This window comes from Legionella sp. JM-2024, assembly GCF_055389095.1.
The window spans coordinates 1378718-1394023 of the sequence record NZ_AP039388.1 but is presented as its reverse complement, the minus strand read 5'-3'; the positions used below and the strand labels follow the sequence as shown (position 1 = coordinate 1394023).

The following is a 15306-nucleotide window of genomic DNA, read 5'->3' as shown; positions in this document are numbered from 1 at the left end:
AAGGTTTACCATTGTTCACAAATGACAGATTTTCCTAAATATTCCTGAATTCTTTTATAAGTTGCTGGAGAAATATCTTCTGGTAATTGCTCCATTGAGAACCATTGATAATCAGCTATTTCAGATGAAGAAGCTGGTTCCTGTATACCACCCTGACCAATGTAAAAAATAATGTAATCGTCTCGTTTTTCATTCCGGCTATAATAGACTGAAAACAATTGTAATGGTGAGATTAAAGTGACCCCGACTTCTTCTTTTAACTCTCTCAGCATAGCTTGTTGAGGGGCTTCACCGGGCTCAACTCCTCCACCTATCGTATACCAACCTGACTGATAAGTATGTTTTACCAAAAGAACCTTTTCATTATCTATGAGAAGCATCCTAACCCCAATAGTCCTTTTAGCTAACAAAGAAAACATAGCATTTCTAAGTAAGTTGTAAAATCTCATTTCAATTTCCTATCGCAGGCTTGTCCATTCTCATCATTTCTGCACGATGATCCTAAAAGACACTATCAACTTCTTTATGGTCAGTTTTTTAAAAATAAAATCTGAACTATGGTTAAAGCGGGTTAATGGAGAAATTACACCGCTTTAGACTTATGTTTTATTTGATGATAAACATAAGCCGGATAAAAGAAGTAGAAAGGTAAGAATTTAACCAGGGAATATATAAATAAAGGCAAACCAATAATCAAAATTATAATTTTTAAAACGGCATGATCGCCTGTGATGCCAAGCATAAACCAGGGAAATATCAGCGAAAGAAAAATTAAAATACGTAATCCCCATACCTTGCCAACTAATTTTTTATTATTGAGAGCGAACTGAATCGATTCTAGACTTTTTTTCAAAGGGGAGCCTGGGTTATTGACGCTTAAAATCGGAGTAAAAATAGCCAGAATATAGGCTAATAGTACCACTAACCGAAAAGGCTTAAAGAAGGAACCAGCCAATTCCAAGGCAATTATTGTCAATAAAATGGGCCCCATAGACATACCCATTGTTTTGGAAGTATCTGGATTAATAAAATCTATAAAATCAGTATTTACTTTAACAACCTCCCCATCCAGATAAGTTTTAATCGTCTGATATAATCCATCAAGAAAAGGAAAAAATGCCAAATAAATTAAGCCTGATATCATTAAAAGATAAGGATAATTAATAAAAGCATGGTCAAAACTAATCCATCCTAACTGATTTAGCCCTAATGGGATAATTAAACCAAAAACGATAAAAACAGCAAGCGGCGTTAATAAAAGATAGCTCAAAGGCCACCAGAGCGAAGAGCGACATTGCGCATAAGATTGCCATGCCTCATTAAACCAGGGAAAGTATTTTTGCAGGGTCATGTAATTGCGATCATAATTCAAGTTAAATGGCTTATATTAACACGTAAATCCAATGGTTAGAAGAACAATCAAAATCTCTTGTCTGTCAGTTTTCCTACCCCTTCGTATGACTATAGTCTTACGCAAAATTAATGACAAGGAATGAAGACTTGATTGAAATTGAAGGATCTATAAAGTAATCGACCAATCTATTTCAAGCAAGCCTTGACCTCAGACAAATATTTTAAATACTTAACTGTCGTTATTTAGTTTTTTTAGGGCTACTCGAGCTTAATTCATCTGTATTTTCTTTTGGTGTTTTATCCTTCCGAGAAGAAGTAGAAAATAGCGGAGGGCTATATATAGGATCTTTTTCTCTTTCGGAACAATGCTGACGCGATTGCTCTTTTGTATTGGATTTCATTTGAGATTCTTTGGATATGGAAACTTTCTCATCAGGCTTCGTAGTACTTAACTCAGGTACAGCATTCCAGGAAAATAAAGTCAAAACACCCGATGCTATGAAACCTGCTCCTGCACCTATAGCAGCTCCTATCCCAGCTCCTACTAGCGCTCCAACTCCCGGTAGAAGGAAAAACCCTATGACTCCACCAATAATTGCTCCCAATCCCGCTGAACCTAATGTGGTCCCACCTATAAACAGGCCCACTCTGGTTGCGGGAAAGGGTTTATTTTCTTCGTGGGTTTGCGTTGGAATAGTTTGGGGCTTCAATTTATCAGAAGACTCCTTTCTATCAGAAGGATCAATTGAAACATCTGGAATAACTGGAACAATGGAGCCTTTTCTATCATCAATCAGTGCTCTGCTTTCTTCACGTGTTGCCAATCGAAGTACATTGTCTTCATTACCTAGATTGTCGAGAGTGTCAATAAGTACTTGATTATAGCTATCCCTAGGTGCACCAAATTCTTTCATTTTCTTATGGCTATGTGCGCAAGTAAAATCCCCACACGAGTAGGCATCGCCTTGAGGATGTATTGGACCGGTATGACGTATTTTGACAAGTTCTGGGGGAACCCCGCATCTGTTAAGTAAATCAAGTACGTAATGATCAAGAGTAGCAGCACCGGAAGGTCCATAGGGATCAAACAGCTCAAGATCATAAGTCACCTCGTCAGTGTCTTCTTTGGGTTTGGTCAAGTACACTCCTCGCCAATGTCCAGGACCGACTGGGATCATGATGTGCTGAACTTCCGGGTTAAATATATCATTAGCCAGACTCTCTATAATGGCATCAGACGAATGAGGATCGAAACGATTGGTTACCGCCATGACGACAATATGACCATTGGATTTAGGCATTAGCAGGGTCATATCATGGTCTTGCATTTGATCTCGTTCTGCCCTCAGATACAGTCCTGTTTCATCAAAACGTCCTTGTATAAGATGTCGTTGGCGGTTTCGAGCAGATTGAGCTTCCATTAATTCGGTTATTAAGCCATAAATAAAAAGAGAAGTCCCCTCTAAATCCGGATTTTGTTCAGTCTTGCTTTCCTTAATAGTTTTAATTAAAAAATCGATAACTTCACGTTCTTGAGTATGCAAAGGGATATCATCTTGAGCAGCAAGATTATTAATGTATTCCAGAAGCCTTTTGTCCGTTTCATTTAATCGTTCATTATGCTCACGTATCAATGACCGCAAACTTTCTTCTCGTACTTCTCTACTTAATGCCATCTCATTACCCCAAAAAAAACACATACAGGACATTATGATTATTATATGCCCAAATAATTAAGGAAAAATGAAATCGTCCTTACTTATATCTTAAAGATCTTACAACCTCGTCATTAACTTATTTCAACCTATTATAATTTTTATCTAACAGATCCTGGTTCATAAATACCGCTCTTTAATATGTGCTAAATAATATTCCGGATTTAACTCTTCCCCTGTTGCTTGTTGCAATAACTCTTGATAAGGAAGTAATTTTGCTTTTTGATGAACATTTTCCCTTAACCAAATTAATAAAGATTTAAAATCACCTTGTTTGATTTGGTCATGTATATCAGGAATTGATTTTTTTGCTGCTGAAAATAATTGGGCGGCAATTAATGCTCCGAATGTATAAGCAGGAAAATAACCATAGTCTCCAGAGGCCCAATGAACATCTTGCATCACACCATTTTTATCATTTCCTTTTGTCGTTAACCCCAAATAATTTTGCATATAGGAATCCCACACGTCGGGCAAATCATCAATAGTAATCTCTGAAGAAAACAATTGTCGCTCTATTTCATATCGTAATATCACATGGAGTGGATAAGTGACCTCATCAGCATCGACGCGAATCAAATCAGGCTTGACTCTCGTATAATGAAAATAAAGATTTTCTTCGGTAATATTTTTTGCATCGTTAAAATATTTTTGCGCGATAGGTACTAAGAAGCTTATAAACTCCAAACTTCGACCAATTTGCATTTCAATGAGCAGCGATTGACTTTCATGTACAGACATTCCCAAAGAATGACCAACAGGTTGCGCAATCCATTCTTTTGATAACCCTTGTTCATATAATGCATGGCCAGTTTCATGGGTAATTGCCATTAAGGAGGATAAAAACTCGTGTTCATTATAACGCGCTGTAATGCGAACATCACTTGAAATACCACCACAAAACGGGTGATGACTAACATCTAATCGGCCATGATTAAAATCAAACCCCAAATGCGACATGATTTCAATTCCAAGCTGTTTTTGCTTTTCGATTGAAAAATCGCCCGAAATGGTTTTAATTCCTCGTGTTTTTTGCTTTTCAATAACATCAGGCAGGATAGCTGGTATCCGTTGCTTCAAAATATTAAAAATTGGAGTAATTGTTTTACAGTCCAAGCCTGGTGAATACTCATCAATTAAAACGTCTAAAGCAGATTTATTAAATACTTGGGATTTAATATCGGCTATCGTTTTTACTTTTTCAAATAATCTTTTTAGGTGGGGTTTAAACGATAGCCAATCATTTTTAGCACGTAATTCTCGCCATGCCTGGACACAAATAAAGGACTCGCTCGTAAATTCTTCGACTAATTGTGCTGGAATGCAAGTTGCTTTCTGATACTGATTTTCAATCCAATAAAGATTCCTTTGTTGCCATAATGATAACCCTTGTAAATTTTTTGCCTGATTTATCAGATCACCAACTTTTTTATTGGTTAACCAGTCATGTTGCACAGCACTTAATGTTGCCATGGCTTCTGCACGCAATTGACCACCTCCAACTGGCATCATGGTCGCTTCATCCCAGGATACAATGGCAGATAAATTTTCAAAATCATAATATTTTTTAAAATGCTGTTCTAATTGTTGGTAGGCGTTCATGAAATGACTCTTATGTTATTCTTTAAAAAGATAATACTCCAACTCAGGCTCAGGAGCATTGAAATATCCATATACATAATAAATTGGTTAAAATCAATTTTCGATACTGAAAATTTTATAGAGCAACTGACTCTTTATTTTGAAAAATCTACCTTATTAGTGTCTTCGGGTCCTTGCTTATTGAGTTTATTTAACACGAAGGCGACCTCTCCCAGATCCTTAAGTATAAATTCAAATTTTCCCTCAACATTGGTAACCTGGACTTGTAAATCTTTAGAAAAGAGATCTCTTACTTCATACTTAAAACTCCTCTCAGGTTTTGTATGGATATGAACCATGTTGTTTTCCAAAACAACTTCCAAAATATCATTCCCTGTATAGCCTCTGGACTGCAAAAAATTAAGAAGGGTACTCATCTCTTTATATTGATTCAGCAAATTATCGACAGACACAGTACCTACTTTTATCGGATTATCTGAAACATATTTATTTTGAGGAGTAGATTCATCATGAGTTTTAAATATACTCAGACTCACAAGTGTTGATGATTTATCTTCCAGCAACTTAGTTGTGATATGAGAAGGTATTATATAGGCTAGTTTTTCTTTAACGTCTTCGGGTAAAACTGCAAACAATAACCTCATTCTCTCAATATTATCTGGTTTATCAGACGTGCAATGAGATAAAATCAATTTGATAATAAAATCTTGATATTGTTCCAGAATGTATCTGGAAAACATCATGCTTTCGCTTTGATAAACTTTAATTAACTCCTCACAGGCAGAATTTTTATCATAGGCTGAAAAGCTCTTATAATTACGACCAATTTCTTCTATCAAATTTTCAGAAAGAGACTCACCTTTGATCAAACTAAAAATACCTGATAAACCTCGTATTAATTGTTTCGTGTTGACATAACCACAAGTTCCATACTTCTGAGTGGACGCTAAAATAAAGGGTAATAGAATTTTTGCATCTTTAAGACAGATCTCTACATCCTCTTCAAATTTTTCTTTTCTATATCTGAAAAATCCCTGTTTGTTCTCCCCTATTTCAAAGTGTGAAAAAAACTCTTCATCCAGTTTGCCGTCTAACTCATAAATCACCGAACCATATAATCGTTGATTATCTTCAATTAAACTTTTATCAGTCAAGCAGGACTTTAGCCCCCCTTCTCCCCTGTTAGAAAATAGAACATACGTTTTATTTGATTTTTCGTCCCATACAACTGCCAACCCCACTCCATGCTGGCTCCATCCGACAGTAAGCAATACAGGTTCACCTTTTGAATAAGCTTGATATAGATATTTTCGTACCACCGCTGGGTTGGATATGAGATTTAATAAAACTGTTTTTTGCAGCGATTGCTCAATCGCCTTGAAATCTTCACTGACGTCAAACTGACTGGTGAGTCCTTGTAAAACATGCAATAAGAATTCATTCGATTGCATAAAACCGGCCGAATATTCATTTAGACCCAATCTGTGTGCAAAAGCTGCGAGGCTTGCTCTCTCATATAGTGCAAAACCATTCTTTACAAAATAATCGATAAGTAATGAGGCCGACTCAACAGAATTGACTTTACCAAACATCACTTTCAGTAGATCTGAATTACAAACGGGTAATAAAAGTTGAAGTGTTTTGATGTCATTAAACTCTATTGCTTTCAATAAACATTTATCTATTTGTTCGCCAGGAATTTCTCTCATTTTTGTGGCGAGTACTTTTCTTAACTCCTCTAATCTTTCTTGATTTGGGGCTTCCATTGCCAAGATAACTGCATCAACTAAATCACCCAATTCAAGGATCTCTTTATCTTTTTGTGATAAAGAAGCGCCCAATTTTATTAATTCTTCGGGATTAAGGGAAAATCTGTTTTTTCTACTTTCCAGTATGCAGTAGTAGAGTACTGTGTGCCCTTCAGAATCTGTGATATTAATGTTAGGTATGCATCCAAGCTCTAAAAGAGCTGTGACAGCAGCATAATTATTACTTTTAGCTTCCCTTAAAAAAATACTTTCAAGCACAGGATTTATATCTATAATTATTTTCTCGTGAATCAAATAATTATAAATTTCCATCATTTTTTGAGGATTTTTTTTCCCCTCATATGGATTTTGTAAAAAAAGGAAATGAAGCAGCTGTTCCTGAGGTAAAGAGACATTCATTTCACTGATTAGGTATTTGATGATATCAAGCTTTCCGTAATTCAGTGCACGACCCAAGTAAAATTGAAGTATTTGTTCCTCACTCCATTTTTCCTGGCCTTCCTTCCTGTTTCTGAATATATTACCCTTGGATACCTCTTCCTTAAATTCTGATAATCCATTTGCAATAATGGCAGCCTCTGCAGAGGGCAAGCCAGCATCACCAACCAGATAATTATAATATTCCCAATCAAATTTTGATTCTTCTACAGTACTGTTTACAGACAATTTTGACTTAGACATTTTTTTATCTCCTCGTCGTAATACTTATAAGTATACTCAAAAAATGACCTCACTGAGGCCTTTTTACTTATTACATAATCAAATTGTATTTTTTTTAAAAAAATCACAATATTGTGCCTCTATGCAAAAAATCTGTTTTTTTCAAAAAGTAAAAAATATCGTACAATTGCTCTACCATAAATTGTAAATTAACTGTAAACTTCAACCCTGAAATGAATATGTTCTTAATATGATCATCTTCTTTCATGTTGTGTTTTTAACTGGATTTAATTTATTTTAGTTTAGGAGTTACAATTATGCCTTTAACACCAAACGCTTCACCAAAAACTGAAAGAAAGACAGAAGAAGGAAGTAACCAACAAAATCCACAGCAAAATACCCAACCAAGAAATCAAAATACTCTTTTTGGTTTTGCACCTAAAATTGCTATATGCCCAGAAGGTCATATTCATGCATTCCAAATATGTCCAGAAGGTCATATCCATGAGTTAGTTTTTGCTACTGATGATCCAACAGTAACCATGCTATTGGCACTGGCATTACAAATGGAAGCCTTAGGCATAAATCCTGACGAACTATTTTCCGATGAAGAAAATTCAGAACTTAATTCTTCACAACAAGAACAAGTTGAAGTCAATCAAGAAGAACATGTTGAAGAAAATCTGGAAGAAACAGAAGAGGAAGAAGAAGAAGAAGAAGAAGATGAAGAGGATGAAAACTCGCATTCAAGCACTCTTTCTATGTAATATTTCTTCTCCCATCCGATCGTATTAGTACATCGAAATATGGGAATTTCAGTTTTTTGCCCATACTTTAATAAAGTATGGGCTTATCTCAACAAATCCTGCCATCTACTTTTTGTTTTCTTTATTCTACTCAAACATAACACCAACCGAAAATGATTGAGCAATAACCGCTAAATATCAAAAATCAATAAAAATACTATAATTGGGTTATTGTTGCTAAAAATTATTTGCAAAAGGAAATCAATAAAATGGCCAAAAAAATTATTGTTATCACAGGTTGTTCCAAAACATCTGGTGTAGGATATAATCTAACTTGCGAAATGTTACAACGTGGACATCAGGTTATCGCTACGGTACGTAATCTAAAAACCAGTCAGCTAAACAAGTCAGCAGTTCCAAACTCCAGCAACCTGGATATAAAAATATTGGATCTTTGCGATACACATTCTATTGAACGCTTTATTAAAGAAGTTTTAAATCAATATGAATATATTGACGTATTGGTCAATAATGCTGCCAATGTTGCGATTGGTCCTGTTGAAAGTGCCACTGATCAAGATGTATTAACAACCTATCAAACCAAAGTATTTGGCCCATTGGCTTTAATCAGGGGTTTCGTTCCTGTCATGCGAGAACGAAAAAAAGGGTTATTAACAACAACCTCAACGATCTTTACTTCCATGCCAATAAGTATCCCAGGGATAGCCGTTTATTTTTCTGCACTGGCCGCATTCGAACGATTACAGGAGTCTTTAGCTGTTGAACTAGCCCCTTGGAATATTAAGGTTATAAACTTTCAACCAGGCCCAATTTCAACAGAATTGACTCGGTTTGAAGGTTCCCGTTCAGAGATCATAGAACAATATTATAACAATTTTACTGAGCAGGCGTACCTTTGGTTTCAAAAAAATACTATTTTTCAAACGGCAGCCGAAGTTGCCAAAGCGTATGCTGAAGTGATTGATACGGAACATCCTGATTTATGCTATCAAAGCAATGATTTCGGCAAACAGTTTGTTGCTGAAAATAGAAAAGATACAACCGGGAACGAAGGGCTAACCGCGCTTTTTGATCATTTTAAAAATTTACCTCATAATAATCCAGATGAGTGGAAAATTTAACAAAGAGAGTAACCAATGCCGTTGCTACCTGATGAATCCCCACGAATTTGTACAATTTTAGTAATGCCTCTGTTATCCCTTAGATTCTGTCATCCCTGCGAAGGCAGGGATCCATTTTGCAATGTACATCCTAAGTTTCATTAGGGTATTCTATCCTGCCAACTTCGCAAAAAACTCTACATCATATGGAAAAACAATATTATGTTTATATTCTTGCCAGCAAAAAATATGGAACTTTATATGTTGGCTTTACCAGCAATTTGACTCAACGTATCTATGAGCATAGGGAAAATTTAGTCGATGGATTTACTAAAAAATATCATGTACATGAACTGGTTTATTTTGAAGTTCACTCTAATGTTTATGAAGCAATTACTAGAGAAAAACAAATAAAAAGATGGAAACGACAATGGAAAATTAACTTAATTGAGTCAAACAATCCTCAGTGGATTAATTTGAGTTACGAACTATTTTGATGGATGGATCCCTGCCTTCGCAGGGATGACAGAGTCATTTAAAATTGTACATTTTTGTGGGGATTCATCAGGTTGCTACCCCAGCCGGAAAAACTGATAAAAATTGAATGTTCGTTTTTGATTGTTAGAACATGATCTCAGGGCAAGGTCATACCATTTTGAGTTAATTCAACGCCCTTATTTTGATCAAATTATCATCATCCCGAGCTGATTTATCCCCACAAAAATTATCCGTATCTATTTGATTAAAATAACTATTTCATCTTTTATTCTAATCGAAACCGTTCATGCTGAGGAGGAGCGGACGGTTTCGGGATAACTTCATTCTAAAATTTGTGGGCTATATCAGATCCTGAGCGAAGCGAAGGATGACAACAGGATTTTGCCCTGAACATGATCTGAGGTTTACTGGACAAGATAAGTAACAACACGGATAATTGCACTTTTTATCTATAACAGCAGATGACAACACCCCTCATTGAAATCCGTCAGGTATATAAATCATACGGGAATACTCCCGTTTTGAATAACGTTTCCCTAAGTGTCAATCACGGTGAGTTTTTAACCCTGCTTGGCCCATCAGGTTGTGGAAAGACAACGCTTCTTCGCCTAATCTCAGGTTTTGAACAACCTACTCAAGGTGACATTTTTATTAATGGACAATGTGTTAGCCAATTGCCGCCTCAAAAGCGTGATGTACACACTGTTTTTCAAAGTTACGCACTTTTCCCGCATTTATCTGTTTTCGAAAACGTCGCTTTTGCTCTGAGATGCAAAAAAACTCCTGATAAACTAGTTAGAGAGAGAGTCATTGATGCACTAAAGTTAGTACAACTAGAGTTTTTAGCAGAAAGAAATGTCAAACAATTGAGCGGAGGCCAACAACAACGTGTTGCAATTGCACGCGCCATTGTCAACCGGCCACAAGTACTACTATTAGATGAGCCGTTAAGTTCACTTGACTACCGACTCAGAAAAGCCATGCAATCCGAGTTGAAACAATTACAAAAAACTCTGAATATGACATTCATTTTTGTCACTCATGATCAGGAAGAGGCGTTATCAATGTCTGATCGTATTGTTGTCTTTAATCATGGTCATATTGAACAAATTGGAACGCCAAAAGCGGTCTATGAGACACCAGCCAATCTCCATGTTGCTATGTTTATTGGTGAAGCCAATATATTTGAGATAAAGGTTCATTCGATAAAAGGCCAAGAACTCGTAACAACGATTGAAGATACACAACTGCTGTGTAAAAACACCGGTAATTATCAAGTTGAGGAACGACTGCATTTGATCGTTCGACCTGAAGATATTCGGGTTTGGAGCTTATCTGAAATTGAGAAAACAGAAAGAATGTTGCCTGGACGTATTGTTGATATCATCTACAAAGGCTCGACGGTTGATCTCAAAGTGGAACTCTCTTCTGGCAAAATGATTAATGCCTCTGAGTTTTTTGATGAGGACGATGACAAACTGGAATATTCACTCAACGAAAGTGTTTGGGTACAGTGGTTGCCTGGTTGGGAGGTTTTATTACCCTATGAAGACTAGATCATTTTCACTCAATTTATTGTATTTTTGGTTAATTGTTTTTTGTTTTATTCCCTTATTAACAGTGCTCATTGCCAGTTTCATGTCCAAAGACAGCATGCATCTTGTGACATTACCCTTTACGTTGGAAAATTATGCCGCTTTCCTCACGCCTGTATTTGCAAAAATTCTTTTCCGCTCTTTGCTGATAGCATGTATCACAACCCTGCTTTGCCTGTTAATAGCGTACCCCTTTAGCTATTTAATGATTAAATCAAAGCATCAATCCATTTTATTACTGCTTATTATCATTCCTTTCTGGACAAGCTCCTTGATAAGAACTTATTCATTGATCGCTATCCTCAAATACAAGGGGGTTTTAAACGCCATATTATTGAAATTATACCTGATAGATGCGCCTTTATCGTTACTCTATACCAATTTTGCGGTCATTATTGGCTTGGTTTACAATTTATTCCCTTTCATGGTTCTACCCATCTTCACCAACATGGAACGCTTTGATTTCAGATTAATTGAAGCGGCCAGGGATTTAGGAGCAAACAAATGGTCTATTTTTACTCGAGTATTTTTGCCTAATACAGCGCCAGGGATTTTATCAGGATGCGTGCTGGTTTTACTGCCCGCAATGACCCTGTTTTATATTCCGAATGTATTAGGAGGTGCCCGATCTATTTTATTGGGCAATTTAATTCAAAATCAATTTCTTGTCTTAGGTAATTGGCCTCAAGGCTCTGCTACCAGTGTGATATTAACTTCCATACTGCTCATTTTAATGTTCTTATTTCATCGTCAGAAAAATGAGGTCATACGATGAAAACATTTACACAGCGCCTGTTTTTATTTTTGGTATACGCCTTACTTTATATTCCCATTGTGGTGCTGGTTCTCTATTCAATTAACAATGCAAAATTTTCATTGCAATGGCATGGCTTTTCTTTACGATGGTACCGAGAATTATTTCATGATCATGATTTGTGGTCTGCTTTTTTCAATTCTGTGCTCCTTGGCCTTGTGGCCTCCTCAATCGCAACAACGATGGGCTTGCTGGCATCCATAAACTTATTTTTATTTCGCACGAAGCATCGTCAGATCCTGTATACTCTGTTGCTTTTACTAATTATCATTCCTGACATAGTCCTCGGTGTCGCCTTATTGATTTTCTTTAATATCACCAAAGTACCTATTGGTTTTTTAAGTCTATTGGTGGCACACATTACTTTTTCCATCCCCTTTGTCATCTTGACCATTAATTCACGGATCAATACCCTAAATCCCAATATTTATTTTGGTGCCTTAGATCTAGGCGCCAGTCGCTATATTGCCTTAACTAGAATATTGCTACCTTTATTATGGCCAGCAGTTTTAAGCGCATTTCTTTTAAGTTTCACCTTATCATTTGACGATGTCATTATCAGTTATTTTGTTGCAGGCCCTGATTTTACTATCCTGCCCTTAACCATCTACTCACTGGTACGATCTGGAGTCACTCCGGAACTTAACGCACTTTGCTCCATTACGTTTGGTCTATCTATGATGCTCGTGGTTATCTCTCATCGCTTGTCAGGGAAACTGGTATGAAATATCTTCCGTTGTTACTTGTCCTTCTTTCGTTTAAGGCATTCTCTAATCCAGTAGTTAATGTCTATGCCTGGGGGGGAGAAATTCCTAAAAAAGTGATTCAACAGTTTGAACAGGAGTCAGGAATTAAAGTTAATTTCTCCACTTATGACAGCAATGAAACCATGTATGCCAAATTAAAAGCAAGCCAACGAACTATTTATGATGTCATACTCCCCTCGGCTTATTTTGTAGAACGCATGCAAAAACAAGGTATGCTACAACCTCTTGATCACGAACAACTCCCAAATCTCAACAATCTGGATAGCCGGTTTGTGCATAATGATTATGATCAAGGCAACCGTTACAGTGTGCCCATCATATGGGGAGCAACTGGGATTTTTTTTAATCGCAATGTCGTAGCGAACCCACCAAAAACATGGCAAGGATTATGGAACAAAAAATGGCTTCACCAGTTAATGCTGCTGGATGATTCACGTGAAGTATTTGCAATTGCCTTAATGAGCCTTGGGTTCGATCCGAATGATACCGATCCTGACCATATTAAAAAAGCCTACAAGCATCTGTTGCAATTAGTCCCTAATATTAAATTGTTTGCCAGCGATGGCATTCAGGCAATTATAATTGATGAAGACGCGGTCATTGGATCAGCATGGAATGGTGATGCTTTTAAAGCACACTCAGAAAATAATGCTATTGAATTTATCTATCCTGAAGATGGTTTTGTGATTTGGGTAGATTGCTTGGCCATACCTAAAAATCCACCCCATCTGAAAGAAGCGCTTCAATTCATTAATTTTATACTGAAACCTGAAACGAGCGCTCAAATCGCATTAAAAGAAGGCCATGCCATTACAAATGCCAAGGGAAGAGCATTATTACCTTTATCTATCAAAAATGATCCCATGGTTTATCCATCGGCAGATACACTAAAAAACGCTTACTTTCAACGTGATATCGGTGAAAAAACAGTAATACTTTATAATGGATACTGGGAACAACTAAAGCTGGCTTTTTAATTCTGAAAGTGTTACTTATTCCTTTCTCAAGAAGAAGACAATATCGATCTGTTTTGTCAAAATGAACTCTGAAAGTCAGAATATAAAAATTAAACAGAGAGAAAATTTTAAGATACCTATTTTTGCTGAAGATAAACGTAAAGAACACAAACAGAAAATTGCAATTATTGACCATAGTTTTCATTTTTTTTTCATTTCTTAATATTTACTTAATAAAAAACTGTTATCCTTGCGTCACAAAATAGATAAACAGAGGTTTAATAATGCAAGAACGTAGAGATAAATCAAAAATACCATCCACACCTTATTTTGCTACTCCTTATGATTGGGCTAATGTTCTAGTTAAAGTTCCAGTAATTTCTTTTGCTGTCTCTAGTGCAACCCAACCATTTCAATTTTTGTTGAATAAATTACAATATTCATCCGCTGGCACACCATCAGCAGTTAGCGGAAGCGCCTTCCGCCATATTTATCGTGGATTTTTTCCCTATGCTCTCGCGGGACAAAAGCGTGGTGCCGTAGCTGTAACACACAAACAAACTAACCGGGCAACTGAAGAAGAGGAATTTGAAATTCAAGGACGTCAACGTCTGCTTAGCACTGTAATTTTTTCCCAGTTTGACCTACTTGTAAGTAATGGCTTGAGTGGAAAATCAAGATTGCAAAACGTTGACATCATTACCAAAGACAACTTCAAGTGGTCTTTTACTAATTGGTGGAAATTAACTACAGTAAATTGGGGCTCTCGTTCCACTGCAGGTGTTGTTAATTTTGCTTTAATAGGGTTTATGGGTGATTATGTTAGCTCACTTTATAAGTTTGATAAGGACGTGTATAACAAGATAATGGGTGGTGCTACTTCCGGTGTCATTGCAACAATTCTTACAACCATCCCTAACAGCTATGCTGATAGAAAGTTGTTAGCATCTAAAGTAGAAAATGGTCACTTACTCACTGTGACTCCTTTTACCATGTTCAACCAAATGAAATCTCATGTAAAAACTGTTGGACTGAAGGATGCTGCGATGACTTTTTTCAAATTCAGCTATTTGAAAGAAGTCGCAATAAGAAGCCCTCAATCCGCTTTAACTTTTGCTATCATTTTCGGACTGGATTCTTGGATGGGGTCAGAACCATTAAAAAACATTTGGCCGGGACGAGTTCAAGAAATTGACTCTGAAAAACCTAGCTCTTTCTCAAAAAAAATGTAATCAAGTATGACAAGGATGTTATCTTTCATCACTATGCGCTAACTAACCACATTATTTCACTGCAACTTATACAGAGTTCTTCAAATTACCTCGACCTCCAATAACGTATGCTCGTTTTTATTACAAAATAGAAATATAGATTGTATTTACTAAAAATTCATTTAGAATAATCAATGAATAATGGGCAATATTGTTAACATTTAATCAGGATGAATTATATGATGTCACTTTTTTGCAAGTCAATGAGCAGGTCTTTGCAATCTGCAACTATAGATACTGTACGTGTTACAGGAACTACGACAATATTTATGGCTAGTTATTATCTATACGATAAATTATCTCAAAATTATAATGGCTTCTTCAACAATCCTGCTCCTAAAACAAACTCCCAAGAGAAAATTCCTGAAAAATATACTCACCCTAAAATTTGAACTAAAAAGCTAATTGCTCCCACACCCTGGGGGCAATTCCATTAATT

General features: G+C 36.3%; 14 protein-coding genes. 9 read left to right on the top strand and 5 right to left on the bottom strand.

From position 1 onward, the window contains the following. Positions 1 to 5: 5 nt before the first annotated feature. The 5 genes from ACZ5EK_RS06130 to ACZ5EK_RS06110 form a co-directional block, all read right to left on the bottom strand. Positions 6 to 449, bottom strand: a complete 444-nt coding sequence (locus ACZ5EK_RS06130) for an NUDIX domain-containing protein (RefSeq protein ID WP_464431917.1) — start codon at positions 447 to 449, stop codon at positions 6 to 8. A 134-nt stretch (positions 450 to 583) separates the two neighbouring features. Then, on the bottom strand, positions 584 to 1351 hold the full coding sequence (locus ACZ5EK_RS06125) for a hypothetical protein (RefSeq protein ID WP_464431916.1): 768 nt from the start codon (positions 1349 to 1351) through the stop codon (positions 584 to 586). Positions 1352 to 1592: 241 nt separating this feature from the next. Then, positions 1593 to 3029 carry a DUF456 domain-containing protein gene (locus tag ACZ5EK_RS06120; protein WP_464431914.1) on the bottom strand — a complete coding sequence of 479 codons (1437 nt, stop codon included), beginning with the start codon at positions 3027 to 3029 and terminating at the stop codon, positions 1593 to 1595. 159 nt (positions 3030 to 3188) lie between these two features. After that, positions 3189 to 4670: a carboxypeptidase M32 gene (locus ACZ5EK_RS06115; RefSeq protein ID WP_464431913.1), complete on the bottom strand. Its 1482-nt coding sequence runs from the start codon at positions 4668 to 4670 to the stop codon at positions 3189 to 3191. A gap of 134 nt (positions 4671 to 4804) precedes the next feature. Beyond that, positions 4805 to 7120, bottom strand: a complete 2316-nt coding sequence (locus ACZ5EK_RS06110) for a hypothetical protein (RefSeq protein WP_464431911.1) — start codon at positions 7118 to 7120, stop codon at positions 4805 to 4807. Positions 7121 to 7416: 296 nt separating this feature from the next. Between ACZ5EK_RS06110 and ACZ5EK_RS06105 the strand changes: the two genes are divergently transcribed. From ACZ5EK_RS06105 to ACZ5EK_RS06065, 9 genes are all read left to right on the top strand, one after another. Next, positions 7417 to 7866 carry a type IV secretion protein Dot gene (locus ACZ5EK_RS06105; RefSeq protein WP_464431910.1) on the top strand — a complete coding sequence of 150 codons (450 nt, stop codon included), beginning with the start codon at positions 7417 to 7419 and terminating at the stop codon, positions 7864 to 7866. Between the two features lie 248 nt (positions 7867 to 8114). After that, positions 8115 to 8987, top strand: coding sequence for an SDR family oxidoreductase (locus ACZ5EK_RS06100; RefSeq protein ID WP_464431909.1), 873 nt, complete (start codon positions 8115 to 8117; stop codon positions 8985 to 8987). A gap of 185 nt (positions 8988 to 9172) precedes the next feature. Next, positions 9173 to 9463, top strand: a complete 291-nt coding sequence (locus tag ACZ5EK_RS06095) for a GIY-YIG nuclease family protein (protein ID WP_464429274.1) — start codon at positions 9173 to 9175, stop codon at positions 9461 to 9463. Between the two features lie 462 nt (positions 9464 to 9925). After that, the gene (gene potA / locus ACZ5EK_RS06090; protein ID WP_464431907.1) at positions 9926 to 11020 is read left to right on the top strand and encodes a spermidine/putrescine ABC transporter ATP-binding protein PotA; all 1095 of its coding nucleotides are present in this window, start codon (positions 9926 to 9928) and stop codon (positions 11018 to 11020) included. Further along, positions 11010 to 11834: an ABC transporter permease gene (locus tag ACZ5EK_RS06085; RefSeq protein ID WP_464431906.1), complete on the top strand. Its 825-nt coding sequence runs from the start codon at positions 11010 to 11012 to the stop codon at positions 11832 to 11834. Before potA ends, ACZ5EK_RS06085 begins: the two co-directional genes overlap by 11 nt. Then, complete coding sequence (locus tag ACZ5EK_RS06080; protein ID WP_464431905.1) at positions 11831 to 12598, top strand: ABC transporter permease subunit; 768 nt, start codon at positions 11831 to 11833, stop codon at positions 12596 to 12598. Before ACZ5EK_RS06085 ends, ACZ5EK_RS06080 begins: the two co-directional genes overlap by 4 nt. After that, positions 12595 to 13617, top strand: coding sequence for an ABC transporter substrate-binding protein (locus ACZ5EK_RS06075; RefSeq protein ID WP_464431904.1), 1023 nt, complete (start codon positions 12595 to 12597; stop codon positions 13615 to 13617). Before ACZ5EK_RS06080 ends, ACZ5EK_RS06075 begins: the two co-directional genes overlap by 4 nt. A gap of 263 nt (positions 13618 to 13880) precedes the next feature. Beyond that, positions 13881 to 14828: a hypothetical protein gene (locus tag ACZ5EK_RS06070; RefSeq protein ID WP_464431903.1), complete on the top strand. Its 948-nt coding sequence runs from the start codon at positions 13881 to 13883 to the stop codon at positions 14826 to 14828. Between the two features lie 218 nt (positions 14829 to 15046). Beyond that, positions 15047 to 15259 (top strand): hypothetical protein, encoded by a 213-nt coding sequence (locus ACZ5EK_RS06065; protein WP_464431901.1) that lies wholly within the window; start codon positions 15047 to 15049, stop codon positions 15257 to 15259. The last annotated feature ends 47 nt before the right edge of the window (positions 15260 to 15306 follow it).

Bases quoted from the DNA above. Each gene is read 5' to 3' on its own strand.
- ACZ5EK_RS06115 (WP_464431913.1), bottom strand. From the start codon at position 4,670: ATGAACGCCTACCAACAATTAGAACAGCATTTTAAAAAATATTATGAT.
- ACZ5EK_RS06100 (WP_464431909.1), top strand. From the start codon at position 8,115: ATGGCCAAAAAAATTATTGTTATCACAGGTTGTTCCAAAACATCTGGT.
- ACZ5EK_RS06070 (WP_464431903.1), top strand. From the start codon at position 13,881: ATGCAAGAACGTAGAGATAAATCAAAAATACCATCCACACCTTATTTT.
- ACZ5EK_RS06120 (WP_464431914.1), bottom strand. From the start codon at position 3,029: ATGGCATTAAGTAGAGAAGTACGAGAAGAAAGTTTGCGGTCATTGATA.
- ACZ5EK_RS06110 (WP_464431911.1), bottom strand. From the start codon at position 7,120: ATGTCTAAGTCAAAATTGTCTGTAAACAGTACTGTAGAAGAATCAAAA.
- ACZ5EK_RS06125 (WP_464431916.1), bottom strand. From the start codon at position 1,351: ATGACCCTGCAAAAATACTTTCCCTGGTTTAATGAGGCATGGCAATCT.
- ACZ5EK_RS06105 (WP_464431910.1), top strand. From the start codon at position 7,417: ATGCCTTTAACACCAAACGCTTCACCAAAAACTGAAAGAAAGACAGAA.
- ACZ5EK_RS06080 (WP_464431905.1), top strand. From the start codon at position 11,831: ATGAAAACATTTACACAGCGCCTGTTTTTATTTTTGGTATACGCCTTA.
- potA (WP_464431907.1), top strand. From the start codon at position 9,926: ATGACAACACCCCTCATTGAAATCCGTCAGGTATATAAATCATACGGG.
- ACZ5EK_RS06095 (WP_464429274.1), top strand. From the start codon at position 9,173: ATGGAAAAACAATATTATGTTTATATTCTTGCCAGCAAAAAATATGGA.
- ACZ5EK_RS06065 (WP_464431901.1), top strand. From the start codon at position 15,047: ATGATGTCACTTTTTTGCAAGTCAATGAGCAGGTCTTTGCAATCTGCA.
- ACZ5EK_RS06075 (WP_464431904.1), top strand. From the start codon at position 12,595: ATGAAATATCTTCCGTTGTTACTTGTCCTTCTTTCGTTTAAGGCATTC.
- ACZ5EK_RS06085 (WP_464431906.1), top strand. From the start codon at position 11,010: ATGAAGACTAGATCATTTTCACTCAATTTATTGTATTTTTGGTTAATT.
- ACZ5EK_RS06130 (WP_464431917.1), bottom strand. From the start codon at position 449: ATGAGATTTTACAACTTACTTAGAAATGCTATGTTTTCTTTGTTAGCT.